Raw genomic sequence first — 25,355 nt, 5'->3', positions numbered from 1 at the left:
TTCCGCGTGCGCGAGCCAAGCCAGGACCGACGACCTCGTGGCGGACGCTGCGCGCGGGGATGCCGGCTGTGCGGCATCCCGGCGATCGAAGGCGCCGTGAGCGCGGGCTCGGGGCACCGAGTTGGCGGACGGCTGCGCGGAACGGCTCGACTTGTTGCAGGTGGAGTTCCCTGACGGCGGCGCCCTGGTTGTTCGCGCCTGACTTGCCGGCAGCCGCCGTCAGGCCCCCGTCCACAGGGGCACCGGCCGGTGTGGAAGGGACCGGATACAGTGCGGGAGACGGCAGCCCGGTCAGGGAGGGGAAGCATGACCGCGACCAGTGACACCCGGTCCGCCGAGGGGGAAGCGCGCGCGCCGCGGCGGAGCCGGCTGCGCCGCCTGATGCGCTTCATCCCCCTGATCGCACCCGTCCTGCTGTGGGCCGTGCCCTGCTGGGTGCTCCTGTACACCGGCCAGCACTGGCCGCTGCCCGTCACGCTGGTCGCCACCGCCCTGTTCGCCCTCGGCCTCGTCGGTATGCCGCTCGCGATGGCGCGCGGCCACGGCCGGCGCCAGCAGGACCGGGCGGCGATCGTCGGTGACACCCTGCTCGGCAGCAGCTGGATCCTGTTCACCTGGTCCGTTCTGCTCGGCGTCCTGCTGCGGCTCGCCCTGACCGTGGCCGGTGTCGGCGAGGGTCAGGACCGGGCCCGTATCGTCACCTGGGCCGTCCTCGGCACCACCGCCGTACTGCTCGCGTGGGGGTACGCCGAGGCGCGCCGCGTGCCACGCGTGCGCCGGGTCGAGGTGCCGCTCCCGCGACTGGGCGCGGGGCTGGACGGTCTCCGCGTCGCCCTCATCACCGACACCCATTACGGGCCGCTCGACCGCGCCCGCTGGTCGGCACGGGTGTGCGAGACGGTGAACACCCTCGAGGCCGACCTGGTCTGCCACACCGGCGACATCGCGGACGGTACGGCCGAACGCCGCCGCGCCCAGGCCGCCCCCCTCGGTACCGTGCGGGCCACCCGGGCCCGCGTCTACGTCACCGGCAACCACGAGTACTACAGCGAGGCCCAGGGCTGGGTCGACCTGATGGACGAGCTGGGCTGGGAGCCGCTGCGCAACCGCCATCTGCTGCTCGAACGCGGCGGTGACGCCCTCGTGGTCGCCGGTGTGGACGACGTCACCGCCGAGTCCTCCGGCCTGCAGGGCCACCGCGCCCACCTCGCCGGAGCCCTGGACGGCGCCGACCCCGGCCTGCCCGTCCTGCTCCTGGCGCACCAGCCCAAGTTCGTCGACCGGGCGGCGGCCGAAGGCGTCGACCTCCAGCTCTCCGGCCACACCCACGGCGGCCAGATCTGGCCCTTCCACCACCTGGTCCGCATCGACCAGCCCGCCCTCGCCGGTCTCAGCCGCCACGGCGCCCGCACCCTCCTCTACACCAGCCGCGGCACCGGTTTCTGGGGACCGCCGTTCCGTGTCTTCGCCCCCAGCGAGATCACCCTGCTCGTGCTCCGCTCCCCGCACCCGGCCACGTCGCCCTGACACGGGGCTGTCAACGGTTCCGACCGCCCGGCTCGGCCGCCCGGTCCTGCAACAGCAGGAGGGCGACGTCGTCGGTCCGCTGCCCGGTCGTGCCGACGTCACTCACGAGATCGTCGATGAGCAGGTCCAGGTCCCGGTCGTCGGCGTGCGCCAGGTGCCGCGCGAGGTCGGCGATGGAGTCGTCCAGGTCGGCACCGGGCTTCTCGACGAGACCGTCGGTGTAGAAGGCGAGGATCATCCCGGGTACGAGCGGGACCTCGGTCACGGGGAACGCGGCGTCGTCGACGATTCCCAGGAGCGGTCCGGGCGGGACGACGACGGGCCGCGTGTCGCCGCCGGGCAGGCGCAGCAGTGGCGGCGGATGGCCGGCGCTGGCCAGGGTCACGCTGCGGTGGGAGAAGTCGAGGCGGGCGTAGAGGCAGCTGGTGAACAGGTCGGGGCCGAGGTCGGCGAGGAGCCGGTTGGTCTTGGTGAGGACCTCGTCGGGGAACGTGCCGAGCGCCGCGTGGGCGTGAACCGCGGTACGCACCTGCCCCATGAGAGCGGCGGCGGCGACGTTGTGGCCCTGTACGTCGCCGATGACGGCCGCGGCGGCGGTGTCCCCGAGGCGGACGAGGTCGTAGAAGTCCCCGCCGATGTCCATTCCGCGGGTGGCGGGCATGTAGCGGGCGGCGACCGCCAGGCCGTCGACCTCGGGCAGGGTGTGCGGGAGCAGTGCCTCCTGCAGGCCGCGGGCGAGCTCGTGTTTGGTGTCGTACAAGCGGGCACGGTCGAGGGCCTGGGCGATCAGCCCGGCCAGCGACGTCATGACGGCTCGCTCCTCGGCCCGGAACGCGTGCGGGCGGTCGTAGGACAGGACGCAGCACCCGACCGGCCGGCCGGAGGTGATCAGCGGCAGGAAGGCCCAGGCGTGGGCGCCGCTCACCTCCAGGGCCCCCGGATAGGTGCGCCGCATCTCCTCCCGGTCGGCGAAGAATTCCGGGATGCCGGTGGCGAGGGCGCGTCCCGCCGGGGTGAGACGGGTGTCGATCGGCAGACCGTCGAGGCGCTCCACGGTCTCGGCGGAGTAACCGCTGTGCCCGGTGATCCTCAGCCGGCCGCCCTCGGCGGCCGACAGCACCAGCCCCTGGGCGCCGAAGGCCGGCACGATCTGGTCGGCGACCATGTCGATCACGTCCTGCACGCCGACGACCTCGGTGAGCGCGGCGGCCAGGTGGGTGAGCTGGTAGAGCTGCCCGGCGCGAGCGGGCGCGGCACTGTCCGGGGACCGGTGGACCAGCGCGGGCGGAGACTCGTCGCCGGCGCGGATGATGCGGACGCTGATGCCGCTGGCGTCCGGGTACAGGTGGAACTCGAGCCACTGGTCCGGTGGGCGGCACGCGGTGAAGGCCACCGGCGCACGGCTGATCACCGCGGCACGGTAGCGGTCCTCGTAGGCGGGGTCGTCCATCCAGCGCAGGGACTGCCACGGCAGCGTGCCCAGCAGCCGGCCGGCGCCGACCCCGAGCAGCTCGCAGGCCCCGGCGCTCAGGTAGGTGAAGCGTCCCTCCAGGTCCAGGGCGCAACTGCCGCCGGGCAGTCGCTCGACGAAGTCGGCGAGGGCCGCCTCCGGGGTCGCGGAGGGGCGGCCGGTTCCCGCGGGGACGACACGTGTACCGCGGCCGGGCGTGACCGGGGGCCGGCCGTGCTCGGCGGCCTCCTCCAGCGCCCGGGCCACCCGTCGGCAGCTGGACACGATGTTGGCGCGCTCCCGCGCGGTCATGTGCTGGGGACGGGTGGCCGGCCACATCAGCAGCAGGGCGCCCCACCGCTGTGCGCCTTCGACGGGCGCGGCCGCCAGCGCCATCGGGTAGGGAAGCACCATCGCGGTACGCGGATACGAGCGGACCATCTCCTCCTGGCTGCCCACCCACACCGGACGGCCCTCCCGGACCGCGTCCGCCACGGGTGCCGGAGCGGCCAGCGGAACCGTCGTCCACGGCTCGGCCATCTGGGCGCCCGCCCCGCACAGCACGTCCAAGTGCAGCAGTTGCCCCTGCGGGGCGAGCAGGTACAAGGCGCCGACGGACGCGCCGGTCCGGCGTACCGTCTCCGCGATGACGGCATCCAGCTCCGCACTGTCAGTGACCGGACCGCCCGCGCCCGTACTGGTCACCAGGCACCTCCAGCATCGCCGGCGACCCCCGCATGCCTCCCCGCCCGTAGGGCAAGGTTATGCCCGTGCCCGGTGACGGGCACGCTGTCATGCCTGCGGCCCGGGTCCGTCGTCGGCGGGGCCGGCCCGGTTCGAGCGGGTCTCCTTGTCCGCGCTCGCGTCAGGCCAGCGGGTCGTGCCCCCAGTTCATCAGGGAGTGCCGCCACCGGGTGTCGCTCAAGTCTCCCGAGGGACGCTGGGCCAGATGACGGCGGACGTAGCCGACGACCTTGCGCATGTGCTGGTAGTCGTCGTCGGAGAGGTCGCTCTTCTTCGTCCGCAGGATCTCCGTGATGCGGCGGCCGGAGGCGTGTCCGGTGGACTCTCCCCCGTCCTTGTGCTGTCCGGCAGCGCGCGACTCGTCGGACTCCAGCCACTTGTCCAGCTCGGCCGGTGTCATGTTCACCAGTTCACGGAAGTCGTCCCAGGTCTCCTTGCGTTCCTCGTCGTCCACGCCGCCTCATTCCTTCTTTCTCAGCGCCGACGGCTTGTGCACCGCGGACCTGCCGGACTTGTCGCTGCGGACCTGGTACTGCGGGTCGTCCGGCGACGCGTCCACCGTGCGGCCGGCCGCCTCCGTGCGCTCGGTGATCTTCTTCTCCACCGTGCCCTCGGCCTCGCTGCCGTGGCTCCTCCAGGTGACCTCGTCGCCCTTCTTCAGCTTCTTGCCCCCACCCTGGCCCTTCGCCATACGGACTCTCCTTCGCGGATCGCGGGACTGTCCTCCCAGCGTGAACGCCCGGCGCCCGACTCGCAGCTCGTGCTCAGCGGAGGGGCGCTTGCGCGACCCGGCCGAAGAGCCGCCCCGTGGGTGGGCCCTTCAGCCCGTGGGCGGGGACGGCCGGCCCCTGCCGGGCGGGCCGCCGCGCGGGTTGGCTTGCACGCGGATCACTCGCATCATCCGCCGCCCACGGCATCGGGCGGCAGAACGGAGGAACGTCATGTCCGACGCTCCGCGCCAGCCACGTGCCCACCTCGTCGGCGGCGGCATCGCCTCGCTCGCGGCCGCCGCCTTCCTGATCCGGGACGGGCACTTCCCCGGCGAGCACATCCGCGTGCTGGAGGAACTCCCGGTGGCCGGCGGCTCCATGGACGGCCGCGGCGGACCCGCCGAGTCCGCCGGCTACGTCACGCGGGGCGGGCGGATGCTGGAGGAAGAGGCGTACACGTGCCTGTGGAACCTGCTGGAGACGATCCCCACCCTCACCGACGAGACGGTCTCGGTGCGCGAGGAGATCCGCGAGTTCAACGCGAAGTGGCCCACCTCGGCGAAGGCCCGGCTGATCGGCCGGGACGCCACCGTGCTGGACGCCTCCGACTACGGGCTCGACCTCCGCGACCGCATGGAGCTGGTGCGCCTGCTCGTACTGCCCGAGGCGGCGATCGGGGCGCGCCGGATCGAGGACTTCTTCTCCCCGCACTTCTTCGCCACGAACTTCTGGACGATGTGGCGCACCACGTTCGCCTTCCAGAACTGGCACAGCGCGGTCGAGCTGAGGCGCTACCTGCTGCGCTTCATGCAGGAGTTCCCGCGGATGCACACCCTCTCCGGGGTGCGCCGCACCCGCCTCAACCAGTACGACTCGGTCATCCGGCCGCTGCGCGCCTGGCTGGAGGCCCAGGGGGTGCTCTTCGAGCACGGAGTGCGGGTCACCGACGTGGACTTCGAGACCGACCGGGACGGCACCCGGCGGGTGCGACGCCTGCACCTGGAGCGGGACGGGAGGCCGGAGACCTGTGTGCTGGCCGCCACCGACCTCGCGTTCCTCACCGTGGGTTCGATGACCGCCGACGCGGCCTACGGCAGCGACGACACCGCGCCGGAGCTGATCCGCGACCGGCGGGACGGCGGGTGGCGGCTCTGGGAGGCGATCGCGGGCAAGGCCGAGGACTTCGGGCGCCCGGCGGCCTTCTACGGCAACGTCGACGAGGCGAAGTGGGAGTCCTTCACCCTCACCATGCGCAGCCCGCTTCTGCTGCACCGCATCGAGGAGTTGTCCGGCAACCTGCCCGGCACCGGCGCGCTGATGACGTTCAGGGACTCCGGCTGGCTGATGTCCGTGGTGGTCCCGCACGCCCCGCACTTCGAGGGCCAGCCGGAGGACGTCTACACGCTGTGGGGCTACGGGCTCTTCGTCGACGCCGACGGCGACTTCGTCCGCAAGCCGATGGCCCGGGCCACCGGCCGGGAGATCCTCACCGAACTCCTCGGCCACCTGGGCATGTCCGACATCGAGGAGCAGGTCGCGGCTACGACGACCGTGATCCCGGTGATGATGCCGTACATCACCAGCCAGTTCGCCCCGCGCACCGCCCACGACCGGCCACGGGTACTGCCGCGCGGCGCGGCCAACTTCGCGTTCCTCGGGCAGTTCACCGAGATCCCGGAGGACGTGGTGTTCACCGTCGAGTACTCGGTGCGCGGCGCCATGCACGCCGTGTACGGGCTGCTCGGCCTCGATCTGGAGATCCCCGGCATCCATCACGCGCTCGCCGATCCGAGGACGGCCTTCGACGTGCTCGGCGCGGCCCTCGCGTGAGCCGCCCGTGAGTGAGCCGCCCGCGCGGGACGACGGCGGTCCGGTGCCCGCGACGGGCACCGGGCCGTCCGGCCGGGGTGGCCCAGGTGGCCGGGGTGGTCCGGGAGTAGCCTGCCGGTCCCGTCACGTCGAAGGAGACCCAGCATGCCGGTCAGGATCGAACGCCAGGGACACGTGACCACGGTGGTCCTCTCCCGGCCGGAGGCCCGCAACGCGGTGGACGGTCCGACCGCCGCCGAACTCGCGGACGCCTTCCGCGCGTTCGAGGCGGACGACGGCGCGCGCGTGGCGGTGCTGTGGGGCGAGGGCGGCACGTTCTGCGCGGGTGCGGACCTCAAGGCGATCGGCGGCGACCGGGGCAACCGGGTGGCGCACGACGGCGACGGCCCGATGGGGCCGACGCGGCTGCGGCTGTCCAAGCCGGTGATCGCGGCCGTCGCCGGGCACGCCGTGGCCGGCGGGCTCGAACTGGCGCTGTGGTGCGATCTGCGGGTGGCCGAGGAGGACGCCGTGTTCGGGGTGTTCTGCCGCCGCTGGGGCGTGCCGCTGATCGACGGCGGCACGGTCCGCCTGCCCCGGCTGATCGGCACCGGCCGCGCCCTGGACATGATCCTCACCGGACGCCCGGTCCCCGCCGAGGAGGCGTACGGGATGGGGCTGGTCAATCGTGTCGTGCCCCGGGGGCGGGCCCGCGCCGAGGCCGAGGAACTGGCCGCCGGGATCGCCCGGTTCCCGCAGGCGTGCCTGCGCTCGGACAGGGCGTCGGTGCTGGACCAGGAGGGGCTGGAGGAGGAGGCGGCGATGCGGCGCGAGATCCGGCACGGCATGGGCGTGCTGGCCGAGAGCCTGGAGGGCGCGGCGCGGTTCGCCTCGGGGGCGGGACGGCACGGCTCGTTCACGGACGGATGAGCGCCGCGGCGGGCCCGCTCGGCCGTCGCCGTACTCGGCGTCCGCGTACCGGTGAACTGCGCGCCGGTGGCGCCGGCCGCCGTACTGGTTCCGGCCGGTGTGCGGTGGTACGTCGTCCGCCGTCCGGGCGGCGGTACGTCCGGTCCGGTCGCGTACGGCCCCGGGCCCGTCGCGTGCGGACCCGGGCGGGGCCAGGCCGAACTGGCCGAGCAGGTCGTCCGATACGGCCCTTGTCACCTCGGCCTCGGTGCGAACCGCCGTGCCGGATACGGCAGGATGAACGACCGCGCCGGGCGCGGAACGGTTTCCGTGGGGATCCGATTCCGGGAACTCGCCGGCGCGTTCGCACATTTCGGAACCGAGCAGGTGAGCACTACGTGACGCGACATCACATCCGGCCGTCGGCGGCCGCCGCCCCGTTCGCCGTGGCGTGCCCTTCGGGAGCGGGGGGTGGCAGCCGGTGAACCGCGCCGTGACGCTGGACGACCTCGTCCTGGCCGGCATCGCGCTGGCCGCCGGCCTGGCGGCCGCGTTCCTCTCCCGTACGGTGCTGCGGTGGCTGGCCAAGCACGCCAAGCGCACGCGGTGGAGCGGGGACGACGTCATCGTGGACGCGCTGCGGACGGTGGTGCCGTGGGCGGCGATCGCGGGCGGTGCGGCGTCGGGGGCGGCGGTGCTGCCGCTGACCCGGACGGTGCAGCACCATGTGAACCAGATCCTGACCGTGCTGCTCATCTTCGTGGTGACGGTGTCGGCGGCGCGGGTCATCGCCGGGCTGGTGCGGACGGTGACGCAGTCGCGGTCCGGGGTCGCCGGATCGGCCACGATCTTCGTCAACATCACGCGGATCCTGGTGCTGGCGATCGGGTTCCTGGTGGTCCTTCAGACGCTGGGCATCTCCATAGCGCCGCTGCTGACCGCCCTCGGCGTGGGCGGGCTCGCGGTCGCGCTGGCGCTCCAGGACACGCTCGCCAACCTGTTCGCGGGGGTGCACATCCTCGCCTCCAAGACCGTTCAGCCGGGGGACTACATCCGGCTGAGCAGCGGCGAGGAGGGGTATGTCGAGGACATCAACTGGCGGCAGACGACCGTGCGTCAGCTCTCCAACAACCTGGTGGTCATCCCCAACGGGCAGCTCGCCAAGACCAACATGACCAACTTCACCCGTCCCGAGCAGCGGTTGACGGTGCTGGTGCAGGTGGGGGTCGGCTACGACAGCGATCTGGAGCACGTGGAGCGGGTGACCCTCGAGGTCGTGGCCGAGGTGATGACCGAGATCACCGGGGCGCTGCCCGAGCACGAGCCCGCGATCCGGTTCCACACCTTCGGTGACTCGCGGATCGGGTTCACCGTGATTCTGGGGGTCGGGGAGTTCAGCGACCAGTACCGGATCAAGCACGAGTTCATCAAGCGGCTGCACCGGCGGTACGGGGAGGAGGGGATCCGGATCCCGGCGCCTGTGCGGAGCGTGGCGATCCAGGCGGCCCAGCCGGTGATTCCGGCGCCGCGAGGGGAGAAGGTGCCGGGGGGCAACTGAGGTGCCCCCCCGGCCCGGCGGGGACTTCGTCCCTGGGCCCCGGCCCCGTCGCAGGGTGGGGCTCATCCCTCACCGCGCTCTGCGTGCGGGTCGGCGCCGATGTGGGCCGGGGCGTGGGTCTGGTGGGCGAAGAGGGTCTCGTAGGGGAGCGTTTCGGGCGGGTGGGCGCGGATCAGGCGGCGGGCTCGTGGGCTGGTGAGGGCGAGGAGCGGGGAGGCCTTGAGCGCCGGCGCTGGGGCCGGGCCGGGCAGATCGGTGCGGGCGATCATCGCCGCGCTGAAACGGGCCAGTTGGGCGCGGGTCCGGATCGTGACCTCGACCGGTGCGGTCGTGGGGGCGGCGCTCAGCCATCGCCGTACGGGGTCCCATGGGGGGACCAGGCCGCCCAGGGCGAGCGGGGGGCGGCTCCGGCTCTCCACGCCGTTGTCGTGCCAGTGCTGGAAGGCGCCCGTGCGGAGGTCGACTGCCAGGCGGACGGGGACGCCCTCGTCGTAGAAGCGGGAGCCGTACTCCGCCACCGCGATCTCACGGCCCCGCACACGGACCACGCGGAAGGAGCCGTCGCCGAAGTCGTGCACACGGTGCTCCCGCTCCAGGCCCAGCAGGAAGCGGCGGCCGAAGCGCGGGACGGGCGCGGCCAGTTCTCCGGCCTCCTGGGGGGTTTCGTCGAAGACCTCGGCCCCCGTCGTGTCCCGGGGCGCGCGCACCGCCCCGTCGGGCGCCTCCAGGGCACGGATCTCGTCCCCGTACGTCACGTACACCAGGCCGTCGCGGACGGCGAGGACGCGGTGGACTTCCCGCCGGGCCCGCTCGCCGTCGCGCACGTCCCGCGGGGCGGGTGTGTGGCACCAGAGTTCGGAACCGTCACTCGCGGCGATCGCCCGCAGGTTTGTGCCCGAGGGGTGCAGCACGTACAGGACGTCGCCGCCGGCCACGATCTCGTGGCGCCACCGCGCCGTCTCCCGCCGCCACACCCGCACGCCCGTCGCGGCCCGGAACGCGGCGAGTAAACCGTCCGCCTGCACGCACAGGATCCCGTCCGTCACCACCGCGTCGTACAGGAAGGAGAAGCCGGTGCCCGGCCGTGACTTCACTCCGGGGCGTCTCCACCGCAGGAGGCCAGTGGCGATGTCGTAGGCGCGGATGCCGCGCTCGTTGACGCCGATCACGAGGGCCGCCTGCCGGTCGACGCAGATGTGGACCTGCTCGGAGCCCGGCCATCTGCGCGAGCGCCAGCGCACGGAGCCGTCGGTCGCGTCACGTGCGACGATCCGGCGCGAGGGAACGGAGAACTCCGGGACCGGGCGGGTCCAGGAGTCGTCGTAGTACGCGACCGCGGACCGCTGGTCGCGGGTGCGGCCGCGGGCGTCGAGTACGGCGATCTCGTTCGACACCTCCTCCGACTGGCCGTCGATGGAGTCGAACGTACGGGTCCACTCGCGGGTCACGGTGAACAGTTCCCTGCCGGGGGCGGCCTTGCCGACCGTCAGGACCGCCCGATGCCGGGGGCCCTCGACCGGCCGGCCGGGACCGATCACGCCCTGCCGCCGCCACAGCCGGGCGCCGTCGCCCGGGCGTAAGCCGTGCAGGCCGCGCTCGTCGTCGAGGACCGCGATAACCTCCTCGGTGCCGCCGAGTCCGGCCACCAGCCCGGGAACGCGGTGGCTCCACAGGGTGCGGCCGGTGGCCGGATCGAGGGCGAGGGCGGCGGAGTCCGCCCGGCTCGGCCCGCGGCTCAGGACAGCCAGGACCCCGCCCCGGAACTCGGCCGAGACGACCCGGTCCAGGGGCGCGGACGGAGTCCAGGTCCATGCGACACGTGGCTCGGTCATAGGCCGGTCCCTCCCCGACTTGTACACGTCGATCCCGCCGTCCGGGGCTCAGTATGGGGAACCCAAACGTTTGGCGCAATCGTTTGGGCAAACGTGGTGCGAGGCGGAGAACGGCTGGTGTCGGTGTCGCGTCGGGTCGGTGCGGATCACGCCGATGTCAGGGGCGGCCCGACCGGGTCGCCGCTGGAGGTGCGGACCATCAGCCGTGGTGCGAGCACCCGGGACTCAGGGGTCTCGCCGGCGATCCGGCGCAGCAGCAGCCGCACCGCGCACCTGCCCTGCTCGGTCATCGGGGAGCGCACGCTCGTGAGGGCGACGGGCAGCTCGGCCGCGAGCGGGGTGTCGTTGAAACCGGCCAGCGCCAGGTCGGCGCCCAGGGTCAGGCCCAGGTCGCGGGCGGCCCCGGCGACACCGATCGCGGCGAAGTCGTTGACCGCGAACAGGGCGCTGGGCCGGTCCGGACGGTCCAGGAGCTCCAGGGCGGCGCGGCGGCCTCCGGCGATGTCGAAGGAGGAGTCGCTGACGCGCTCGGCGGGGATCGGCAGTCCCGCCTCCCGGTAGCGCTCGGTGAATCCGGCGGTGCGGTCAGCGCCGGTGCTCGCGAAGGGCTTGCCCGCGACGACGGCCACGTGCCGGTGCCCGAGCGCCAGGAAGTGCTCCGCGACCAGGCGTCCGCCGAGTCTGTCGTCGCACGTCACCGAGACTCCCCCGAGGTCGGAGCGGCGGTTCACGAGGACGAAGGGCACGTCCCGCAGCTCGGGCCCCTTCAGGGCCGCGCCGTCGAGATGGGCGTCGCCGATGATCAGTCCGTCCACGCGGCGGGCGAGCACCATGCCGATCCGGTCACGCTGGAGCGCGGGGTCGTCGTGGGTGTTGGTGACGAAGGTCGACAGGCCCCGCTCGGTCGCCTCCGCCTCGATGCCCTCGTAGATGGTGGCCACCACGATCTCGGACAGCTGCGGGAAGAGGACGCCGATGAGGTTGCTGCGCCGGGTGCGCAGGCTCGCGGCGTGCGGGTTGGGCCGGTAGCCCAGCTCGTCGGCGAGGCGGCGGATGCGCCGGGCGGTCTCCTGGGACGCCGCCCGCTCCCGCTCGGCCGGGGGCCCGTTCAGTACCCGGGAGACGGTGGAGACGTCGAGCCCCAGCCGCTCCGCGATCCCCCGCAACGTGACGGGCCCGCCCTCGCTGCCCCTGCCCATACCCCTCCCCTGCCTGTCCGACCGCACCATTCTCACCCCCGCGGCCTGGTCGGCACGCCGTGCGGCTCCGGCCGGGGGGCCGGGGCGCGGCCGAGGGCGGTGTCCCGTGGTGCCCCTGCGCCCACCGAGCCGGGCGGGTGGGCCGGCGAAGACGGGGCGTGGCCCCGGGCCCCTGTCGAACCCCGCCTCTCCAAGAGATATCTTGATATCGAGCAATGTTGCAGACGTGGAGCGGAGCACCCGGTGACTGACTCGACCATCATCTACACACACACTGACGAGGCCCCGGCCCTGGCGACGTATTCCTTCCTGCCGGTGGTCCAGGCGTACGCCTCGCAGGCGGGTGTGGCTGTGGAGACCCGTGACATCTCCCTGGCCGGCCGCATCATCGCCGTGTTCCCGGAGTACCTCACCGAGGACCAGCGGATCCCGGACGCCCTGTCGGAGCTGGGCGAGCTGGCCAAGACGCCGGCCGCGAACATCATCAAGCTGCCGAACATCTCGGCGTCCATCCCCCAGCTCAAGGCCGCCATCGCCGAGCTTCAGGGCAAGGGCTACGCGCTGCCGGAGTACCCGGACGACCCGAAGACCGACGAGGAGCGCGAGATCCGCGCCCGCTACGACAAGATCAAGGGCTCCGCCGTGAACCCGGTCCTGCGTGAGGGCAACTCCGACCGCCGCGCCCCGGCCTCCGTGAAGAACTACGCCAAGACCCACCCGCACCGCATGGGCGCCTGGACCTCCGAGTCCAAGACCAACGTGGCCACGATGGCCGCCGACGACTTCCGCTCCACCGAGAAGTCCGTCGTCATCGCCGAGGACGGCGCCCTGCGCATCGAGCTCAAGGGCGACGACGGCTCCACCACCGTGCTGCGCGAGTCGGTCCCCGTCCTCAAGGGCGAGGTCGTCGACGCCTCGGTGATGCGCGTCGCCGCGCTGCGCGAGTTCCTCGCCGCGCAGGTCGCCCGCGCCAAGCAGGAGGGCGTCCTGTTCTCCGTGCACCTGAAGGCCACGATGATGAAGGTCTCCGACCCGATCATCTTCGGTCACGTCGTACGCGCCTTCTTCCCGAAGACGTTCGCCAAGTACGGCGAGACGTTCGCCGCGGCCGGCCTGACCCCGAACGACGGTCTGGGCGGCATCTTCAAGGGCCTGGAGAACCTCCCCGAGGGCGCCGAGATCAAGGCCTCCTTCGACGCCGAGCTCGCCGAGGGCCCCACGCTGGCGATGGTCGACTCCGACAAGGGCATCACCAACCTGCACGTCCCCTCCGACGTGATCGTCGACGCCTCCATGCCGGCCATGATCCGCACCTCGGGCCACATGTGGGGCCCGGACGGCCAGGAGCACGACACCCTCGCGGTCCTGCCGGACTCCTCGTACGCGGGCGTCTACCAGGCCGTCATCGAGGACTGCCGGGCCAACGGCGCCTACGACCCCGCCACCATGGGCTCGGTCCCCAACGTCGGTCTGATGGCGCAGAAGGCCGAGGAGTACGGCAGCCACGACAAGACCTTCGAGATCCCGGTCACCGGCACGGTCCGCCTGGTGGACCAGGCCGGCAACGCCGTGATCGAGCAGGCCGTCTCGGCCGGTGACGTCTTCCGCGCCTGCCAGACCAAGGACGCCCCGATCCGGGACTGGGTCAAGCTGGCCGTCACCCGCGCCCGCGCCACCGGCGACCCGGCGGTGTTCTGGCTGGACGCCGGCCGCGCGCACGACGCCAACCTGATCGCCAAGGTCGAGCAGTACCTGCCGGAGCACGACACCGAGGGCCTGGACATCCGGATCCTGTCCCCGGTCGAGGCCACCAAGCTGTCGGTGGAGCGCATCCGCCGCGGCGAGAACACCATCTCCGTCACCGGCAACGTGCTGCGCGACTACCTGACCGACCTGTTCCCGATCCTGGAGCTGGGCACCAGCGCCAAGATGCTGTCGGTGGTCCCGCTGATGGCGGGCGGCGGCCTGTTCGAGACGGGCGCCGGCGGCTCCGCGCCCAAGCACGTCCAGCAGCTGGTCAAGGAGAACTACCTGCGCTGGGACTCGCTCGGCGAGTTCTTCGCCCTGGTGCCGTCCCTGGAGCAGTACGCCGAGGTCACCGGCAACGCCCGCGCCAAGGTGCTCGCCGACACCCTCGACAGGGCGACGGCGACCTTCCTCGACGAGGACAAGTCCCCGACCCGCCGCGTCGGCGGCATCGACAACCGCGGCAGCCACTTCTACCTGTCCCTGTACTGGGCGCGGGAGCTGGCCGGCCAGACCGAGGACACCGACCTGGCCAAGGCCTTCGCGCCGCTCGCGGAGACGCTCGCCGCGAACGAGCAGAAGATCGTCGACGAGCTGATCGCCGTCCAGGGCAAGCCGGCCGAGATCGGCGGCTACTACCAGCCCGACCCGGCCAAGGCCGCCGAGGTCATGCGCCCGTCCGCCACCTGGAACGAGGCCCTGGCCTCCCTGAGCTGACCCGGCTCGCGTCCCGGCTCCGGGGGCCGTCCCACGGCCCCCGCCCTCCGCCCCGCCCGGCACCGCGCCAGCCGGGGCGGAGCCGTCCCCGGGGACGGGACGGCGTTGTCAGTGGGGTGCGGCATGATCGCCCCGTGATGTCCGTGAGGCCTTCCGGCGGGGCCGGGAGAGACGGGAGCCGCTCCGTGTCCGACGACGTGCCGTCCTTCGCACTGCTGCCCGGGGACGCCGGTTCGCCGGTGATCCTGCATGTGCCGCACTCGGCACGGCGGATACCGGAGGACGTACGGGCCGGGATCCTGCTCGACGACGCGGCCCTCGAGCGGGAGCTGGACCACATCACCGACGCGCACACCGCCGAGCTCGCCGAGGCGGCCGCCGGGCTGGCCTCGCTCGCTCCGTGGCGGTTCGTCAACCGGCTGTCGCGGCTGGTCGTAGACCCGGAGCGGTTCCCGGACGAGCGGGAGGAGATGCTCGCCGTGGGCATGGGCGCCGTCTACACGGCGACCACGCACCGGGGCGTGCTGCGGGCGCCGGACACCGATCCGGCGCCGCTCGTCGAGCGCTTCTTCCGCCCGTACGCGCGGGCCATGACCGAGGCCGTCGCCGGCCGGCTCGCCGCGACCGGGCGGGCCGTAATAGTCGACGTGCACTCCTACCCCACCGCCGCTCTCCCCTACGAACTGCACGGCGCCGGTCCCCGCCCGCCCGTGTGCCTGGGCACCGACGCCTTCCACACCCCGCCCCGGCTGGCCGCGCTCGCCCGCGAGGCGTTCGCCGGGTGCGGCGAGACGGGGCTCGACAGCCCCTTCGGCGGGGCGTACGTACCGCTGGAGTACTACGGGAGGGATGCGCGGGTCAGTGCGCTGATGGTGGAGATCAGACGGGACACGTACATGAGCGAGCCGGGCGGTCCCGCCGGGCCGGGTCTCACCCGGACGGCGTCGGCGCTGGCCCGCCTGGTCGACGGCCTCCACGAACTCCACGGCGTCCGCCGACCCGGTGGCGAGGGCGGCCCCGGCGGCCGCCGTGACACTCACGGGTGACCCTCCGCCGCCTGGAGCACTCCGGCGCGACAACCGGCCGGGCCGCGCCGAGGGTGGGTGTATGACGCAGGAGATCACCACGCCCCCGCCCAACCGGGTCACGTCCCCGCCGCCCCTTGGCGCGGCGCAGCCCCCGGGCGAGGGGACGGCGCCGCCCCCGGTCCGGGAGTGGCCCGCGCTCGACCTCGACGGCACCGCGTTCGACCCGGTGCTCGCCGACCTCATGCGCGAGGGTCCCCTGACCCGTATCCGGCTGCCGTACGGCGAGGGGTGGGCGTGGCTGGCGACCCGCTACGACGACGTGAAGCTGATCACCAACGATCCGCGGTTCAGCCGCGCCGAGGTCACCCGCCGTCAGGTGACCCGGCTGGCGCCGCACTTCAAGCCGCGCCCGGGTTCGCTGGCCTGGGCGGACCAGCCGGACCACAACCGGCTGCGCAAGCCGGTGTCGGGCGCGTTCACCGTGGGCGCGATGAAGCGGCTGCGACCGCGCGCGCAGGAGATGCTGGACGAGCTGGTCGACGGGCTGCTGCGGCAGGGGCCGCCCGCCGACCTGGTGGAGCGGGTGCTCGAGCCGTTCCCGATCGCGGTGGTCAGCGAGGTGATGGGGGTGCCGGCCGGGGAGCGGGAGCGGGTGCACACCTGGACCCGGCAGATCATCTCCATGTGCGGCGGTGCGGAGGCGGCCGACCGGGCCAAGGAGGCCATGTACGGCTGGATCGCCGCGACCGTCCGGGCCCGCCGGGACGGCGGCGGCGAGGACGTGCTGTCGCTGCTGGGCGCCGCGGTCGGCCGGGGCGAGATCAGCGAGGACGAGGCGGTGGGCCTGGCTGGCCCGCTGCAGATAGGCGGGGAGGCCGTCACCCACAACTGCGGGCAGATGCTGTACCTGCTGCTGACCCGGCCGGCGCTGATGGCCCGGATGCGGGAGCGGCCCGAGCAGCGCGGCCCGGTGCTGGACGAACTGCTGCGGTACGTGCCGCACCGCAGCACCGTGGGCCTGGCCCGGATCGCGCTGGAGGACGTCGAGCTGCACGGGGTGCGCATCGCCGCCGGTGATCCGGTCTACGTCTCCTACCTGGCAGCCAACCGCGACCCGGACGTCTTCGAGGACCCGGACCGCATCGAGCCCGACCGCGATCCCAACCCGCACCTGTCGTTCGGCAACGGGCCGCACTACTGCACGGGCGCCGTCCTCGCCCGGCTCCAGACCGAGCTGCTGGTCGGCACGCTGCTCGACCGGCTGCCGGGGCTGCGGCTCGCGGTTCCCGCCGAGCGGGTCGCCTGGCGGCGCCAGACGATGATCCGCGGTCCGCAGACCCTGCCGGTCACCTGGTGAGCGTGCGCGGGCCGGCCGGGCCGGTCAGGCGCGCAGCCACTCGGTGACCACCGTCTCGCCGCCCGTGCTCAGCCGCAGCGCGAACGGGCCGCTGGTCGGGGCCTGGCCGGTGAAGCGGCCGAGCTCGTCGGCGGTGAGCGCGGCGGTCTGCCGCGGCCCGTTCAGCACCTCGATGCCGGCCGGCTGCGGGGGCAGCACCTGCCCCATCAGGCCGTCCTTGGTGACCTCGACGTCGACGGTCAGCCCGCCCGCCTGGAAGGTCAGCATCCGCGGCACGTCCACGGCGCCCCTGACCGGGATGGCGTCGACCAGCGAGTCGAAGGTCAGCTCGGCGATGCGGGCGTCCAGGTCGTGCAGCGCGTAGGCCTCGACGGCGAGTTGGAGCAGGCCGGCGGGCACCGCGTCGAGGATGGCGGCCGCCTGCCGCAGTTCCTCCTCCAGCAGCGCGTCGTCGGCGCTGCCCGGGTCGTCGTGTGTGATGTGGTCGTTCACGTGGTCCCCCGTGCGTCGAGTCGGGCGCGCAGTCGCCGCAGACAGCGCTGGCGCAGTGGTCCGATGCTGCCCACGGCGACCCCCAGCGCGGCGGACACCTCCTGGTAGCTGGGCGGCGGCGAGGACATGAGGACGCGCAGCAACTGGCGGCAGCGCTCGCCCAGTTCCTCGAACTCCTGCCACAGCCGCCGGATCCGCTCGCTCTGCGCGGCGGCCTCCTCGGAGTCGAGCAGCGACTGCTCCGGCGTACGGTCCTCGCTCACCCGGTCCAGGAGTTGCGGGTCGTCCGTCACCGTGAGCCGGCTCAGGCCGCGCAGCGTCTTCAGGCACTCGTTGCGCGCGGTGCTGGCGAGCCAGGAGCCCGCTTTCTCCGGTTCCCTGATCCGGCCGAGGTGCTGGGCGAAGCGGAACCAGACGGTCTGGTACACCTCGTGCCCGTCGGCGTCGGAGAGCCGGTGCGCGCGCACGACGGACCACACCAGCGGACTGAGTCCCTCCACCAGTGCCTTCCATGCCGCCGCGTCGCCGTCGACGGCGGACTGGACGAGCACGCCGACATCTGCACGATCCACGACCTCACCCCTCGTGTACGGCATGTCATGGTACGCCGTGGAGGGGATGACTCCGGCCCTCATGCCGGCGGAGCGAGCCGCAGGACCGGTACGGGGCTCCAGGTGGACGGGCGCAGCGCCGGCACGTGCGCCCCGCGCACTTCGGCGTACTGCGTGTTGGACTCGAGGAGTTGGCGCCGGGCGGCGCGCGGGTCGCGCTCCTTGTGGGCGGTCATGTGGGCGGCGACCATGCCGGCGGCCACGGGGGTGGCGAAGGAGGTCCCGCTCCAGTGGGCGTACCCCTCGAACATCACCTGGTCCGCCTTGGCCCCGGTGCTCTCCTGGCCCTCGCTCAACAGGCCGGTGTGGCGCGGGTACTGGCAGGTGCAGGCGTAGGTGAAGCCGAACCGGCAGGCGTCGTAGGTGGAGTGCTGGTAGACGTAGGGCACGGGCGCGGTGAAGCCGGTGAGGGCGCTGGTGAGGCGCTCGCCGGGGGCGTACGCCTTGACCCAGGGGCCGTGGTTGCTGAAGCAGGCGCCGAACTCGCCGTCGCCGCGCAGCGCGCCGACGGACAGCACGGAGCCGGCGTACTCGGGCTGGTCGGCGTAGGCGGCGGGCCAGAACGGGGTGGCGCTCGCGTTGTTGCCGGCGGCGGCGACCAGCAGGGTGCCCTGTTCGCGCAGTTCCCGCATGAAGGCGTCGGCGCCGAGCAGGCCGTCGGTGCGGCCGTTGGAGGTGCCGGCGGACAGGCTGATGATGTCGGGCCAGCCGTGTGCGTCGACGGCCTCGAAGAGCTTGTGCCCGAAGTCGGATTCGAGGATGGCGCCGGCGTCGTTGAGGGTGCCCTTGACGCTGATGTCGGTGTTGGGGGCGACGGCGGCGACGAGGCCGGCGATGAACGTGCCGTGGCCGACGTACTGGCGCAGGACGCCCTGGCCGTCGGTCTCCTGCACCTGGGCGTCGCCCTCGGTGTGGACCAGCAGCGGCTCCGAGCGGTAGTCGTGCATGAGGCCGGTGTCGATGACGAGGACGCCGACGGCGGTGTCGGCGTCGTAGGCGGTGCCGGCGGGAGCGGGGTTGGTCCCCTGCGTGAGCGGGGCGGGCACGGGTTCGTCGCCGGGGCAGGCGTTGACCGCGATGGACACCACGTGGTTGCGGCTGACCAGGCGCCGGCCGGCCCGGCCCTCGTGCTCGCGCAGCGCGCGCAGGGCGTGCGCGACGGCGCGGTCGCCGCTGCGGTCGCCGTGGCCGGGGTCGCCGACCTGGATACGGGTGACGCCGGTGCGGTTGGTCTCCGGGCTCGCCCGGCGCACCCGGTCGGGGGTCAGGCCGGTGGCCTGGGTGAAGTGGGTGCGCACGGTGTCCTCCACCAGGCGGGCCTCCTCGCCGTCGCGGGCGAGGACGACTCCCTTCTCGTAGAAGAACTCGGCGGAGTCGTCCGGGCCCATGGCCAGCGGGACGTCGGGCATCGAGCGCTGGATCTGGTCGAACTGCTCGTGGAATCGCTGTGGGGCCATGGGGTGTCCTCCCGTTGGGGTGGTGGTCGTCAGTCAGAGCCGTGGGGCCGTCACTTGATACAGCGCCGAACGGCCCGTTCGGTACAGCGCCGAACGACTCTCCCGCGGTTCCTCGGTCACCGGTGGGCCACTACCATCCGACAAGTGACAGCGGGAGACGACTCGGTGCTCGAACTGCTTCCGATGGTGTTCGCCGCCCCGGGCGAGGCCGTGACCCGGGCCCGCGGGCTGCTGGAGGCCGGTGCGCCGCCGCTCCACGCCTCGGTGGCGCACCAGGTGATCGGCATCTGGCAGCGGGACTTCGGTGATCTGCGGCTGGCTCTGCGGCATCTGCGGCGGGCCCGCGACCTGGCGGCGCGGGCGGACTCCGCCGAGCGGGAGGCCGACGTACTGGCCACGCTCGGGGTCGCGTTGGTGCACGCGGGGCGCACTCGGCAGGGGCTGGTGGCGTTCGAGCGCGGGGTCGCGCGCGGGAGCGGGCACACGCGGGCGCGCGTGCTGTACCGGCGGGCGTACGTGTGGTGGGTGCTGGGGCGGCACCGCGAGGCGCTGGAGGACGTGCGCCGGGCCATTCCGGTGCTGCGGCAGGCCGAGGACGTCATCTGGACGGCGCGGGCGCTGACCCTGCGGGCCACCGTGCACCTGGCGCTGGGCGCGGTGGAGCGCGCCGACGCCGACTTCACCGCGGCCGAGGCGCTGTGGGACACCACGGGTCAGGAGCACGACAAGGCGGACGCGGTGGAGAGCCGGGGCCTGGCCGCGTTCCGCCGGGGCGACATCCCGGCGGCGCTGCGGCTGCTCGCCGAGGCGGAGGAGCGGTACGCCAAGCTGGACACGCCGACGTTCATGCTGAACATCCGGCGGTGCGAGGTGCTGATGGCGGCCGGGCTGGCCCCGGAGGCGCTGGCGGAGGCGGATGCGGCGATCGCCGAACTCGACGGTCTGGGCGGGCAGTCCACGCGGAAGGCGGAGCTGCTGCTGGTCGCGGCCCGAGCGGCGCGGCTGGCGGGCGAGGCGCACACGGCGATCGCGCGCGCGGACGTGGCGGTGCGGCTGTTCGCGGGGCAGCGGCGCACCTGGTGGGAGACGCACGCCCGGCTGGTGCTGATCGAGGCGCGGGTCGCCGCCGGGCGCCGCTCGGGGCGGCTGGTCGCGGACGCGGCGGCGGTGGCCGGACGGCTGGCCGCCTTCGGTTCGCCGGCCGCGCCGGAGGCGTCCCTGCTGGCGGGCCGGATCGCGCTCGCCCTGGGCTGGACGGCGGACGCCGAACGGCATCTGGCGGTGGCCGCGCGCAGCCGGCACAGCGGGCCGCCGCTGGCCCGGATGACCGGCTGGGCGGCGCAGGCCCTGCGGTCGCGGGCGGCCGGGTCGGGGCGGGGCGTGCTGGAGGCGTGCCGGCGCGGCCTGGACGTGCTGGACGACCACCGTACGACGCTGGGGGCCTCGGAGTTGCGGGCGCGGGCCACCGCACAGGGCGCCGAACTGGCCGCGCTGGCCCAGGAGGCCGGGCTGGCCTCGGGTGAGCCGCGCCGGCTGCTGGTGTGGAGCGAGCGCTGGCGGGCCACCGTGCTGTCCGCGCCGCCGACGAAGCCGCCCGCCGATCCGGCGCTGCTCAGCGGTCTGACCGCGTTCCGCGAGATCGCGGCCCGCGCCGAGGAGGCCCGGCAGGAGGGGCACCCGGTGCCCGCGCTGGAGCGCGAACAGCGGCGCCTGGAGCGGGAGATCCGCGCCCGCACCCTGCGGCTGCGCGGCCGGTCCCCCGGCGGCGGCGACCGCTTCGAGCCGGGCCGGCTGCTCGCGCGGCTCGGCGAGGCCCGGCTGGTGGAACTGGCCGTGCTGGACGGGCGGGTGCACGTGCTGCTGTGCGGTCAGGGCCGGGTACGGCGCTTCGAGGCCGGGCGGCTCGCGGACGCGGTGGCCGAGGCCGAGCACGTGCAGGCGGGGCTGCGGCGGCTGGCGCATCCGGGCGCGGCGGCCCGGCTGCCGCTGGTGGAGGCGGCGGGCCGCCGGCTGGAGGAACTGCTGCTCGGGCCGGCCGCCCGGCACCTGGGCTCCGGGCCGGTCGTGGTGGTGCCGCCGGGCTCGCTGCACCAAGTGCCGTGGGCGCTGCTGCCGTCGCTGCGGGAGCGGGTGCTGAGCGTGTCGCCGTCGGCGGGCAGCTGGCTGCGGGCGCGGGAGACCGAGCCGCCGCCGGGCGGGCGGCAGGTGCTGGTGCGCGGGCCTGGGCTGGCCACCGGCGGCGCGGAGGTGCCCCAGCTCGCGGACCGCTACGAGGCGCCGACCGTTCTTGAGGGGCCGGACGCGCACGTGTCGCGGGTGCTGCGGGAGCTGGACGGGGCCGCGCTCGCGCACATCGCCGCGCACGGCGCCTTCCGCGCGGACAGTCCCCTGTTCTCGTCGCTGACCATGGCGGACGGGCCGATCGTCGTGCACGACTTCGAGCGCCTGGACCGCAGCCCGTACCGGATCATCCTGTCCTGCTGCGAGACGGCGCGGTTCGCGTCGGTCGGCGCGGACGAACTCCTCGGTCTGGTCACCGCGCTGCTGCCGCTGGGCACGGCCGGGGTGGTGGCCTGCAGCGCGCCGGTCAACGACGAGGCCGTGGTGCCGCTGATGCTCGCCCTGCACAAGGGGCTGGGGGCCGGGCTGTCGCTGGCCGAGGCGCTGCGCGACGCCCGCGCCGCCCTGCCGGGGGACGCCACGCACCAGGCCACCGGGTGGGCGTTCTCGGCGTTCGGGGCGGCCTGACGTTCGGGGCGGCCCGGGCCCGCTGATCGCGGGCGGCCGCCGGTTCGGGTGAGCTCGGCGGCCCAGGAGGACTGGGCGGCTCAGGCGGGCTGTTCCACCAGGCACGGCAGTGCGCCCCGGTCGCCGGCGCCCAGGCGGGTGTAGGCGCTGTGCAGGTGGTTGCCCACGGTCCGCACCGACAGGGTGAGGCGCTCGGCGATCTGACGGTTGCTGAGGCCCGCGGCGGCCAGGGTGACGATCTGCCGTTGCCTGGCGGTCAGTTCGCCCAGCACCAGGCCCGCCAGCGCGGGCGTGCGGGGGCCCTGGCAGCGGCGGGCCAGCGCGAGCGCGCGGATGCGGGAGGTGCGGGCGGCGCGCGGGTCGCGGTGGGCGCGGACGGCCTGGGCGTGCGCCTCCGCCGCGAACAGCAGGAAACCGCGCTCGGCGAGGGCCTCGGCCGCGCGGTCGAGGGCGGCCCCGTCGCCGTGGGCGAGGGCGTCCGCGTGCCGGGCGAACAGGCCGTGCCCGAGGTCGCGCAACCGGCCGGCGATCCGCGCGGGGGTCTCGTCGGCGCGTACGGCGTCGAGGCGTACGGCGTCGTGGAGGGAGTACGGGTCGTCCTCGTCGATGTGCCGCACGGCGCCCTCGACGTCTCCGCGCGCGACCGCCTGCCAGGTGGCCACGCGGGCGCCGTCCGCCTCCGTGGGCGCGGTGTCGGCCGACTGGGCGGTGGCCAGGGCGAGTTCGGCCCGGCAGTCCTGGTCGCCCGGGGTCGACCGCAGCCCCTGCCGGGCCCATGCCGCCGCGTCCCGCAACTCGCCCCGCAGCCGAGCGAGAGAGGCCCGTACGGCCGCGTACCCGGCGGGTATCCGGGCACCCTGGTCCACCAGCCAGTCCCCCACCGGCGCGGGCACGGACCGTACGTCGGCCCGTGCGACCAGCGCGGCCAGCGCCCGCTGTTCGGCGCTCAGGGCGGCCTGGCACTGCTGCGGGGTGCGGGCCAGGCGCAGGGCGCGCAGCCGCCCGGCGGCGGCGCGCAGGGCCGCGCCGTGCAGGGGGTGCGCCAGGCGTACGGCTCCGTGCTCGTCCACGGTGATCAGGCCCTCGGCCTCGAGCTGTTCGAGCAGGCGCAGGTCGAAGGCGTCCGTGTGGGGCGGGAGGGGTTCGGCGAAGGCGAGGTGCTCCAGGAGCCGCCGGTCCTCGGCGCCGGCGGTGTCGAGGACGCGCGCGGCCCGCTCCCGCACGGTCGCCGTGAGCGGAAGCGGGCCCCGCCAGGCCCACTCGCCCGTGTCCGTGTCCGGGGCGGTCAGCCCCTGGTCGCGCAGCGCGCCGAGCAGGTCGCGCAGGAGGCGCAGGTCGCCGCCGCACAGGCGGTGCAGCCGGTCCGCGGTGAGCGCGTCCGGGGCGCCGGCCGTACCGGCCGCCATCAGCCGGGTGGTCTCCTCCCGGGGCAGCGGGGCGAGGGCGAGCCGGGGCAGCAGTTCGCCGGTCCACAGCCGGGAGACGGCATCGGGCACACCCGGACCGCCGGCCTGGTCGCCGGACGCCTCGTCGGACGCGACGACGAGCAGCCGCGTACGGCCCTGCACGGCGAGCTGGTGGACGAGGGCGGCCGAGGCGTCGTCCAGGAGGTGGGCGTCGTCGACCAGCAGCAGCCGTACGCCCGACAGGAGCCGGACCGCGCGGTGCAGGGAGACGGTGCCGGGGAGCAGGTGCGCGAACGCGGCGAAGGGTATCCGGCGGGCCGCGGGCGTGCCGGTCACCCGGGCCCAGTCGGTGCCGCGGACGGCCTGGAGCGCGAGCCGGGTCTTACCGCAGCCCGCCGGTCCGGTCACCACCAGGCCGGGGCGGCCGGTGGCCACCGAGCCCCTGATCAGTTCGAGTTCGTCCTCCCGGCCGGTGAACGGCCAGGGCAGCTCAAGGGTGTTCGCGTCGCGTTCGAAAGTCGTCACGACAACTGGAGCCCGCGTACTCATCCTTGATACAGGGCGACTTGAGTAGCCCCCGACTCAGGCGCCCGGGCGCGCGCCGGGGCAGGCTTGCCCCCATGACCGCCCGCTACTGCTCGCTGCCCCGGCAGCCGGCCCCGTCGTACGCGCCGGGGCTCGCCGCCGAGCGGCTCGCCGCGCTCCTCGGCGGCCGGCGGATGTGGGTCAACGGGACGGTCCTGCACTACTACTTCTTCGACGACGCGGCCGACGGCTCGGTCATCACCGTCCCGTCGACCGGGCAGACCCGCCGGGTGCCGTGGGCCGGTGCGCCGGAGCAGCGGGAGGTGGTGCGCGGCTGCTTCCGGGAGTGGCAGGACCTGGGACTCGGCGTCACCTTCGCCGAGGTCGGGGACCGTTCGGAGGCGGAGCTGCGGATCGGGTTCCAGGCCGGTGACGGCTCCTGGTCGGCGATCGGGCGCGACGCGCTGCGCGCGGGCCTCAACGAGCGCACGATGAACCTCGGCTGGGACCTGACCGCGCCGGGCGCGCGTGCCATAGCCCTGCACGAGATCGGGCACGCCCTCGGCATGCGGCACGAGCACCAGAGCCCGCTGGCCGGGCTGCACTTCGACGACGAGGCGGTGTACGCGGACCTCGCCGGCCCGCCGAACCACTTCAGCCGGGACACGACGTACGTCAACGTCCTGCGCAAGCTGGACGCGAGCGAGGCCAACGGCTCCGTGTGGGACCCGCTGTCCATCATGGAGGCGCCGTTCGCCCCGGGGCTGATCCTGGAGCCCGAGCAGTACCGGCGGGGCATGGAGCCGCCCGGCACCCTCTCCCCGGCCGACAAGGAGTTCGTACTGCGCTGGTACCCGCCGGCGGATCCGGCCGCGCCGCCCGCGCTGGTGCCCTTCCGCTCGGCGCCGCTGCGGCTCGGCCCGGGCGAACAGGCGGACTTCACGGTGGAGCCGCCGGAGACCCGCACGTACACCGTGCGCACCTTCGGGGAGTGCGACGCGGTCGTGGTGGTCTTCGAGGAGCGCGAGGGCGAACCGCGGTTCCTGTGCGGGCGGGACGACGAGGGCTCCGCGGACAACGCCACGCTGACGGTCCGCCTCGTCAAGGGCCGTCGGTACTTCGTCCGGGTACGCCTGTACTCGGCCTGGGGTTCGGGCGAGACCGCCGTCATGTGCTGGTGAGCCCGGGCCACACCATGGACCAGCGCCGGGGGACGGCCGGGCGCGCCTCCTTCGGGGGAGGGAGACGCGCCCGGCCACGACGCTGCCGGGTGGAAGCGGGGAGGGCGGACCGTGCTGGGGTCGATCGGCGCGGACCGGCGGTCAAGGGGACGGAAAACCGAAGGGCCCCCGCGGACTTCCGTCCGCGAAGGCCCTTCCGTTCACGTCGGGACGACAGGATTTGAACCTGCGACCCCTTGACCCCCAGTCAAGTGCGCTACCAAGCTGCGCCACGTCCCGGTGCGCCCGCGCGGTGGTGGTCCGCGTGAACGCGCAGGTAAACCCTACCGCACGCGGGCGGGTGGCTTCG

The 25,355-nt window shown here is 74.0% G+C and carries 18 protein-coding genes and 1 tRNA gene; 9 read left to right on the top strand and 10 right to left on the bottom strand.

From position 1 onward, the window contains the following. Positions 1–306 precede the first annotated feature (306 nt). A complete protein-coding gene (locus tag IE217_RS10670; protein WP_190177538.1) occupies positions 307–1,527 on the top strand; it encodes a metallophosphoesterase in 1,221 nt (406 codons plus the stop codon). 10 nt (positions 1,528–1,537) lie between these two features. Here IE217_RS10670 and IE217_RS10665 read toward each other — a convergent pair whose 3' ends face one another. The 3 genes from IE217_RS10665 to IE217_RS10655 all read right to left on the bottom strand — a co-directional run bounded on the left by IE217_RS10665 (position 1,538) and on the right by IE217_RS10655 (position 4,412). Further along, positions 1,538–3,682, bottom strand: coding sequence for a SpoIIE family protein phosphatase (locus tag IE217_RS10665; protein ID WP_190177537.1), 2,145 nt, complete (start codon positions 3,680–3,682; stop codon positions 1,538–1,540). A 160-nt stretch (positions 3,683–3,842) separates the two neighbouring features. Further along, the gene (locus IE217_RS10660; protein ID WP_190177536.1) at positions 3,843–4,175 is read right to left on the bottom strand and encodes a DUF3140 domain-containing protein; all 333 of its coding nucleotides are present in this window, start codon (positions 4,173–4,175) and stop codon (positions 3,843–3,845) included. 6 nt (positions 4,176–4,181) lie between these two features. Continuing rightward, positions 4,182–4,412: a hypervirulence associated TUDOR domain-containing protein gene (locus tag IE217_RS10655; protein WP_190177535.1), complete on the bottom strand. Its 231-nt coding sequence runs from the start codon at positions 4,410–4,412 to the stop codon at positions 4,182–4,184. 250 nt (positions 4,413–4,662) lie between these two features. On the opposite strand from IE217_RS10655, the gene IE217_RS10650 reads away from it, so the two are divergent. The 3 genes from IE217_RS10650 to IE217_RS10640 all read left to right on the top strand — a co-directional run bounded on the left by IE217_RS10650 (position 4,663) and on the right by IE217_RS10640 (position 8,707). Beyond that, entirely contained in the window at positions 4,663–6,261 is a 1,599-nt protein-coding gene (locus IE217_RS10650; RefSeq protein ID WP_190177534.1) for an oleate hydratase, read from the top strand. Positions 6,262–6,405: 144 nt separating this feature from the next. Then, positions 6,406–7,170 (top strand): crotonase/enoyl-CoA hydratase family protein, encoded by a 765-nt coding sequence (locus IE217_RS10645; RefSeq protein ID WP_190177533.1) that lies wholly within the window; start codon positions 6,406–6,408, stop codon positions 7,168–7,170. 460 nt (positions 7,171–7,630) lie between these two features. After that, a complete protein-coding gene (locus tag IE217_RS10640) occupies positions 7,631–8,707 on the top strand; it encodes a mechanosensitive ion channel family protein (RefSeq protein WP_190177532.1) in 1,077 nt (358 codons plus the stop codon). 62 nt (positions 8,708–8,769) lie between these two features. On the opposite strand, the gene IE217_RS10635 is transcribed toward IE217_RS10640, so the two are convergent. Together IE217_RS10635 and IE217_RS10630 are read right to left on the bottom strand one after the other, a co-directional pair. Further along, the gene (locus IE217_RS10635; protein ID WP_190177531.1) at positions 8,770–10,539 is read right to left on the bottom strand and encodes an outer membrane protein assembly factor BamB family protein; all 1,770 of its coding nucleotides are present in this window, start codon (positions 10,537–10,539) and stop codon (positions 8,770–8,772) included. A 146-nt stretch (positions 10,540–10,685) separates the two neighbouring features. Beyond that, positions 10,686–11,738, bottom strand: a complete 1,053-nt coding sequence (locus IE217_RS10630; RefSeq protein ID WP_190177530.1) for a LacI family DNA-binding transcriptional regulator — start codon at positions 11,736–11,738, stop codon at positions 10,686–10,688. 243 nt (positions 11,739–11,981) lie between these two features. Here IE217_RS10630 and IE217_RS10625 point away from each other — a divergent pair, with 243 nt between their 5' ends. The 3 genes from IE217_RS10625 (at position 11,982) to IE217_RS10615 (ending at position 16,586) form a co-directional block, all read left to right on the top strand. Further along, on the top strand, positions 11,982–14,201 hold the full coding sequence (locus IE217_RS10625; protein ID WP_190177529.1) for an NADP-dependent isocitrate dehydrogenase: 2,220 nt from the start codon (positions 11,982–11,984) through the stop codon (positions 14,199–14,201). Between the two features lie 185 nt (positions 14,202–14,386). After that, a complete protein-coding gene (locus tag IE217_RS10620) occupies positions 14,387–15,247 on the top strand; it encodes an N-formylglutamate amidohydrolase (protein ID WP_190177528.1) in 861 nt (286 codons plus the stop codon). A 61-nt stretch (positions 15,248–15,308) separates the two neighbouring features. Further along, a complete protein-coding gene (locus tag IE217_RS10615; RefSeq protein WP_190177527.1) occupies positions 15,309–16,586 on the top strand; it encodes a cytochrome P450 in 1,278 nt (425 codons plus the stop codon). Between the two features lie 24 nt (positions 16,587–16,610). Here the strand turns inward: IE217_RS10615 and IE217_RS10610 are convergent, their stop codons facing one another. From IE217_RS10610 to IE217_RS10600, 3 genes are read right to left on the bottom strand one after another with little or no spacing between them, the layout of a single operon-like run. Then, a complete protein-coding gene (locus IE217_RS10610; RefSeq protein WP_190177526.1) occupies positions 16,611–17,078 on the bottom strand; it encodes a hypothetical protein in 468 nt (155 codons plus the stop codon). Further along, a complete protein-coding gene (locus IE217_RS10605) occupies positions 17,075–17,713 on the bottom strand; it encodes an RNA polymerase sigma factor (RefSeq protein WP_190177525.1) in 639 nt (212 codons plus the stop codon). Before IE217_RS10605 ends, IE217_RS10610 begins: the two co-directional genes overlap by 4 nt. Continuing rightward, positions 17,710–19,146, bottom strand: coding sequence for a S8/S53 family peptidase (locus IE217_RS10600; protein ID WP_190177524.1), 1,437 nt, complete (start codon positions 19,144–19,146; stop codon positions 17,710–17,712). Before IE217_RS10600 ends, IE217_RS10605 begins: the two co-directional genes overlap by 4 nt. A gap of 183 nt (positions 19,147–19,329) precedes the next feature. On the opposite strand from IE217_RS10600, the gene IE217_RS10595 reads away from it, so the two are divergent. Then, on the top strand, positions 19,330–21,894 hold the full coding sequence (locus IE217_RS10595) for a CHAT domain-containing protein (protein ID WP_229865224.1): 2,565 nt from the start codon (positions 19,330–19,332) through the stop codon (positions 21,892–21,894). A gap of 80 nt (positions 21,895–21,974) precedes the next feature. Here IE217_RS10595 and IE217_RS10590 read toward each other — a convergent pair whose 3' ends face one another. Then, positions 21,975–23,849, bottom strand: a complete 1,875-nt coding sequence (locus IE217_RS10590) for a LuxR family transcriptional regulator AbsR2 (protein ID WP_190177522.1) — start codon at positions 23,847–23,849, stop codon at positions 21,975–21,977. Between the two features lie 71 nt (positions 23,850–23,920). Here IE217_RS10590 and absR1 point away from each other — a divergent pair, with 71 nt between their 5' ends. After that, complete coding sequence (gene absR1 / locus IE217_RS10585) at positions 23,921–25,006, top strand: beta-glucuronidase AbsR1 (RefSeq protein ID WP_190177521.1); 1,086 nt, start codon at positions 23,921–23,923, stop codon at positions 25,004–25,006. A gap of 205 nt (positions 25,007–25,211) precedes the next feature. Here absR1 and IE217_RS10580 read toward each other — a convergent pair. Further along, a tRNA-Pro gene (locus IE217_RS10580) sits at positions 25,212–25,285 on the bottom strand. Positions 25,286–25,355 lie beyond the last annotated feature (70 nt).

The organism is Streptomyces naganishii JCM 4654, from assembly GCF_014650575.1.
GTDB classification, from domain to species: Bacteria; Actinomycetota; Actinomycetes; order Streptomycetales; family Streptomycetaceae; genus Streptomyces; species Streptomyces naganishii.
This window is presented reverse-complemented; position numbering and strand designations above follow the sequence as displayed.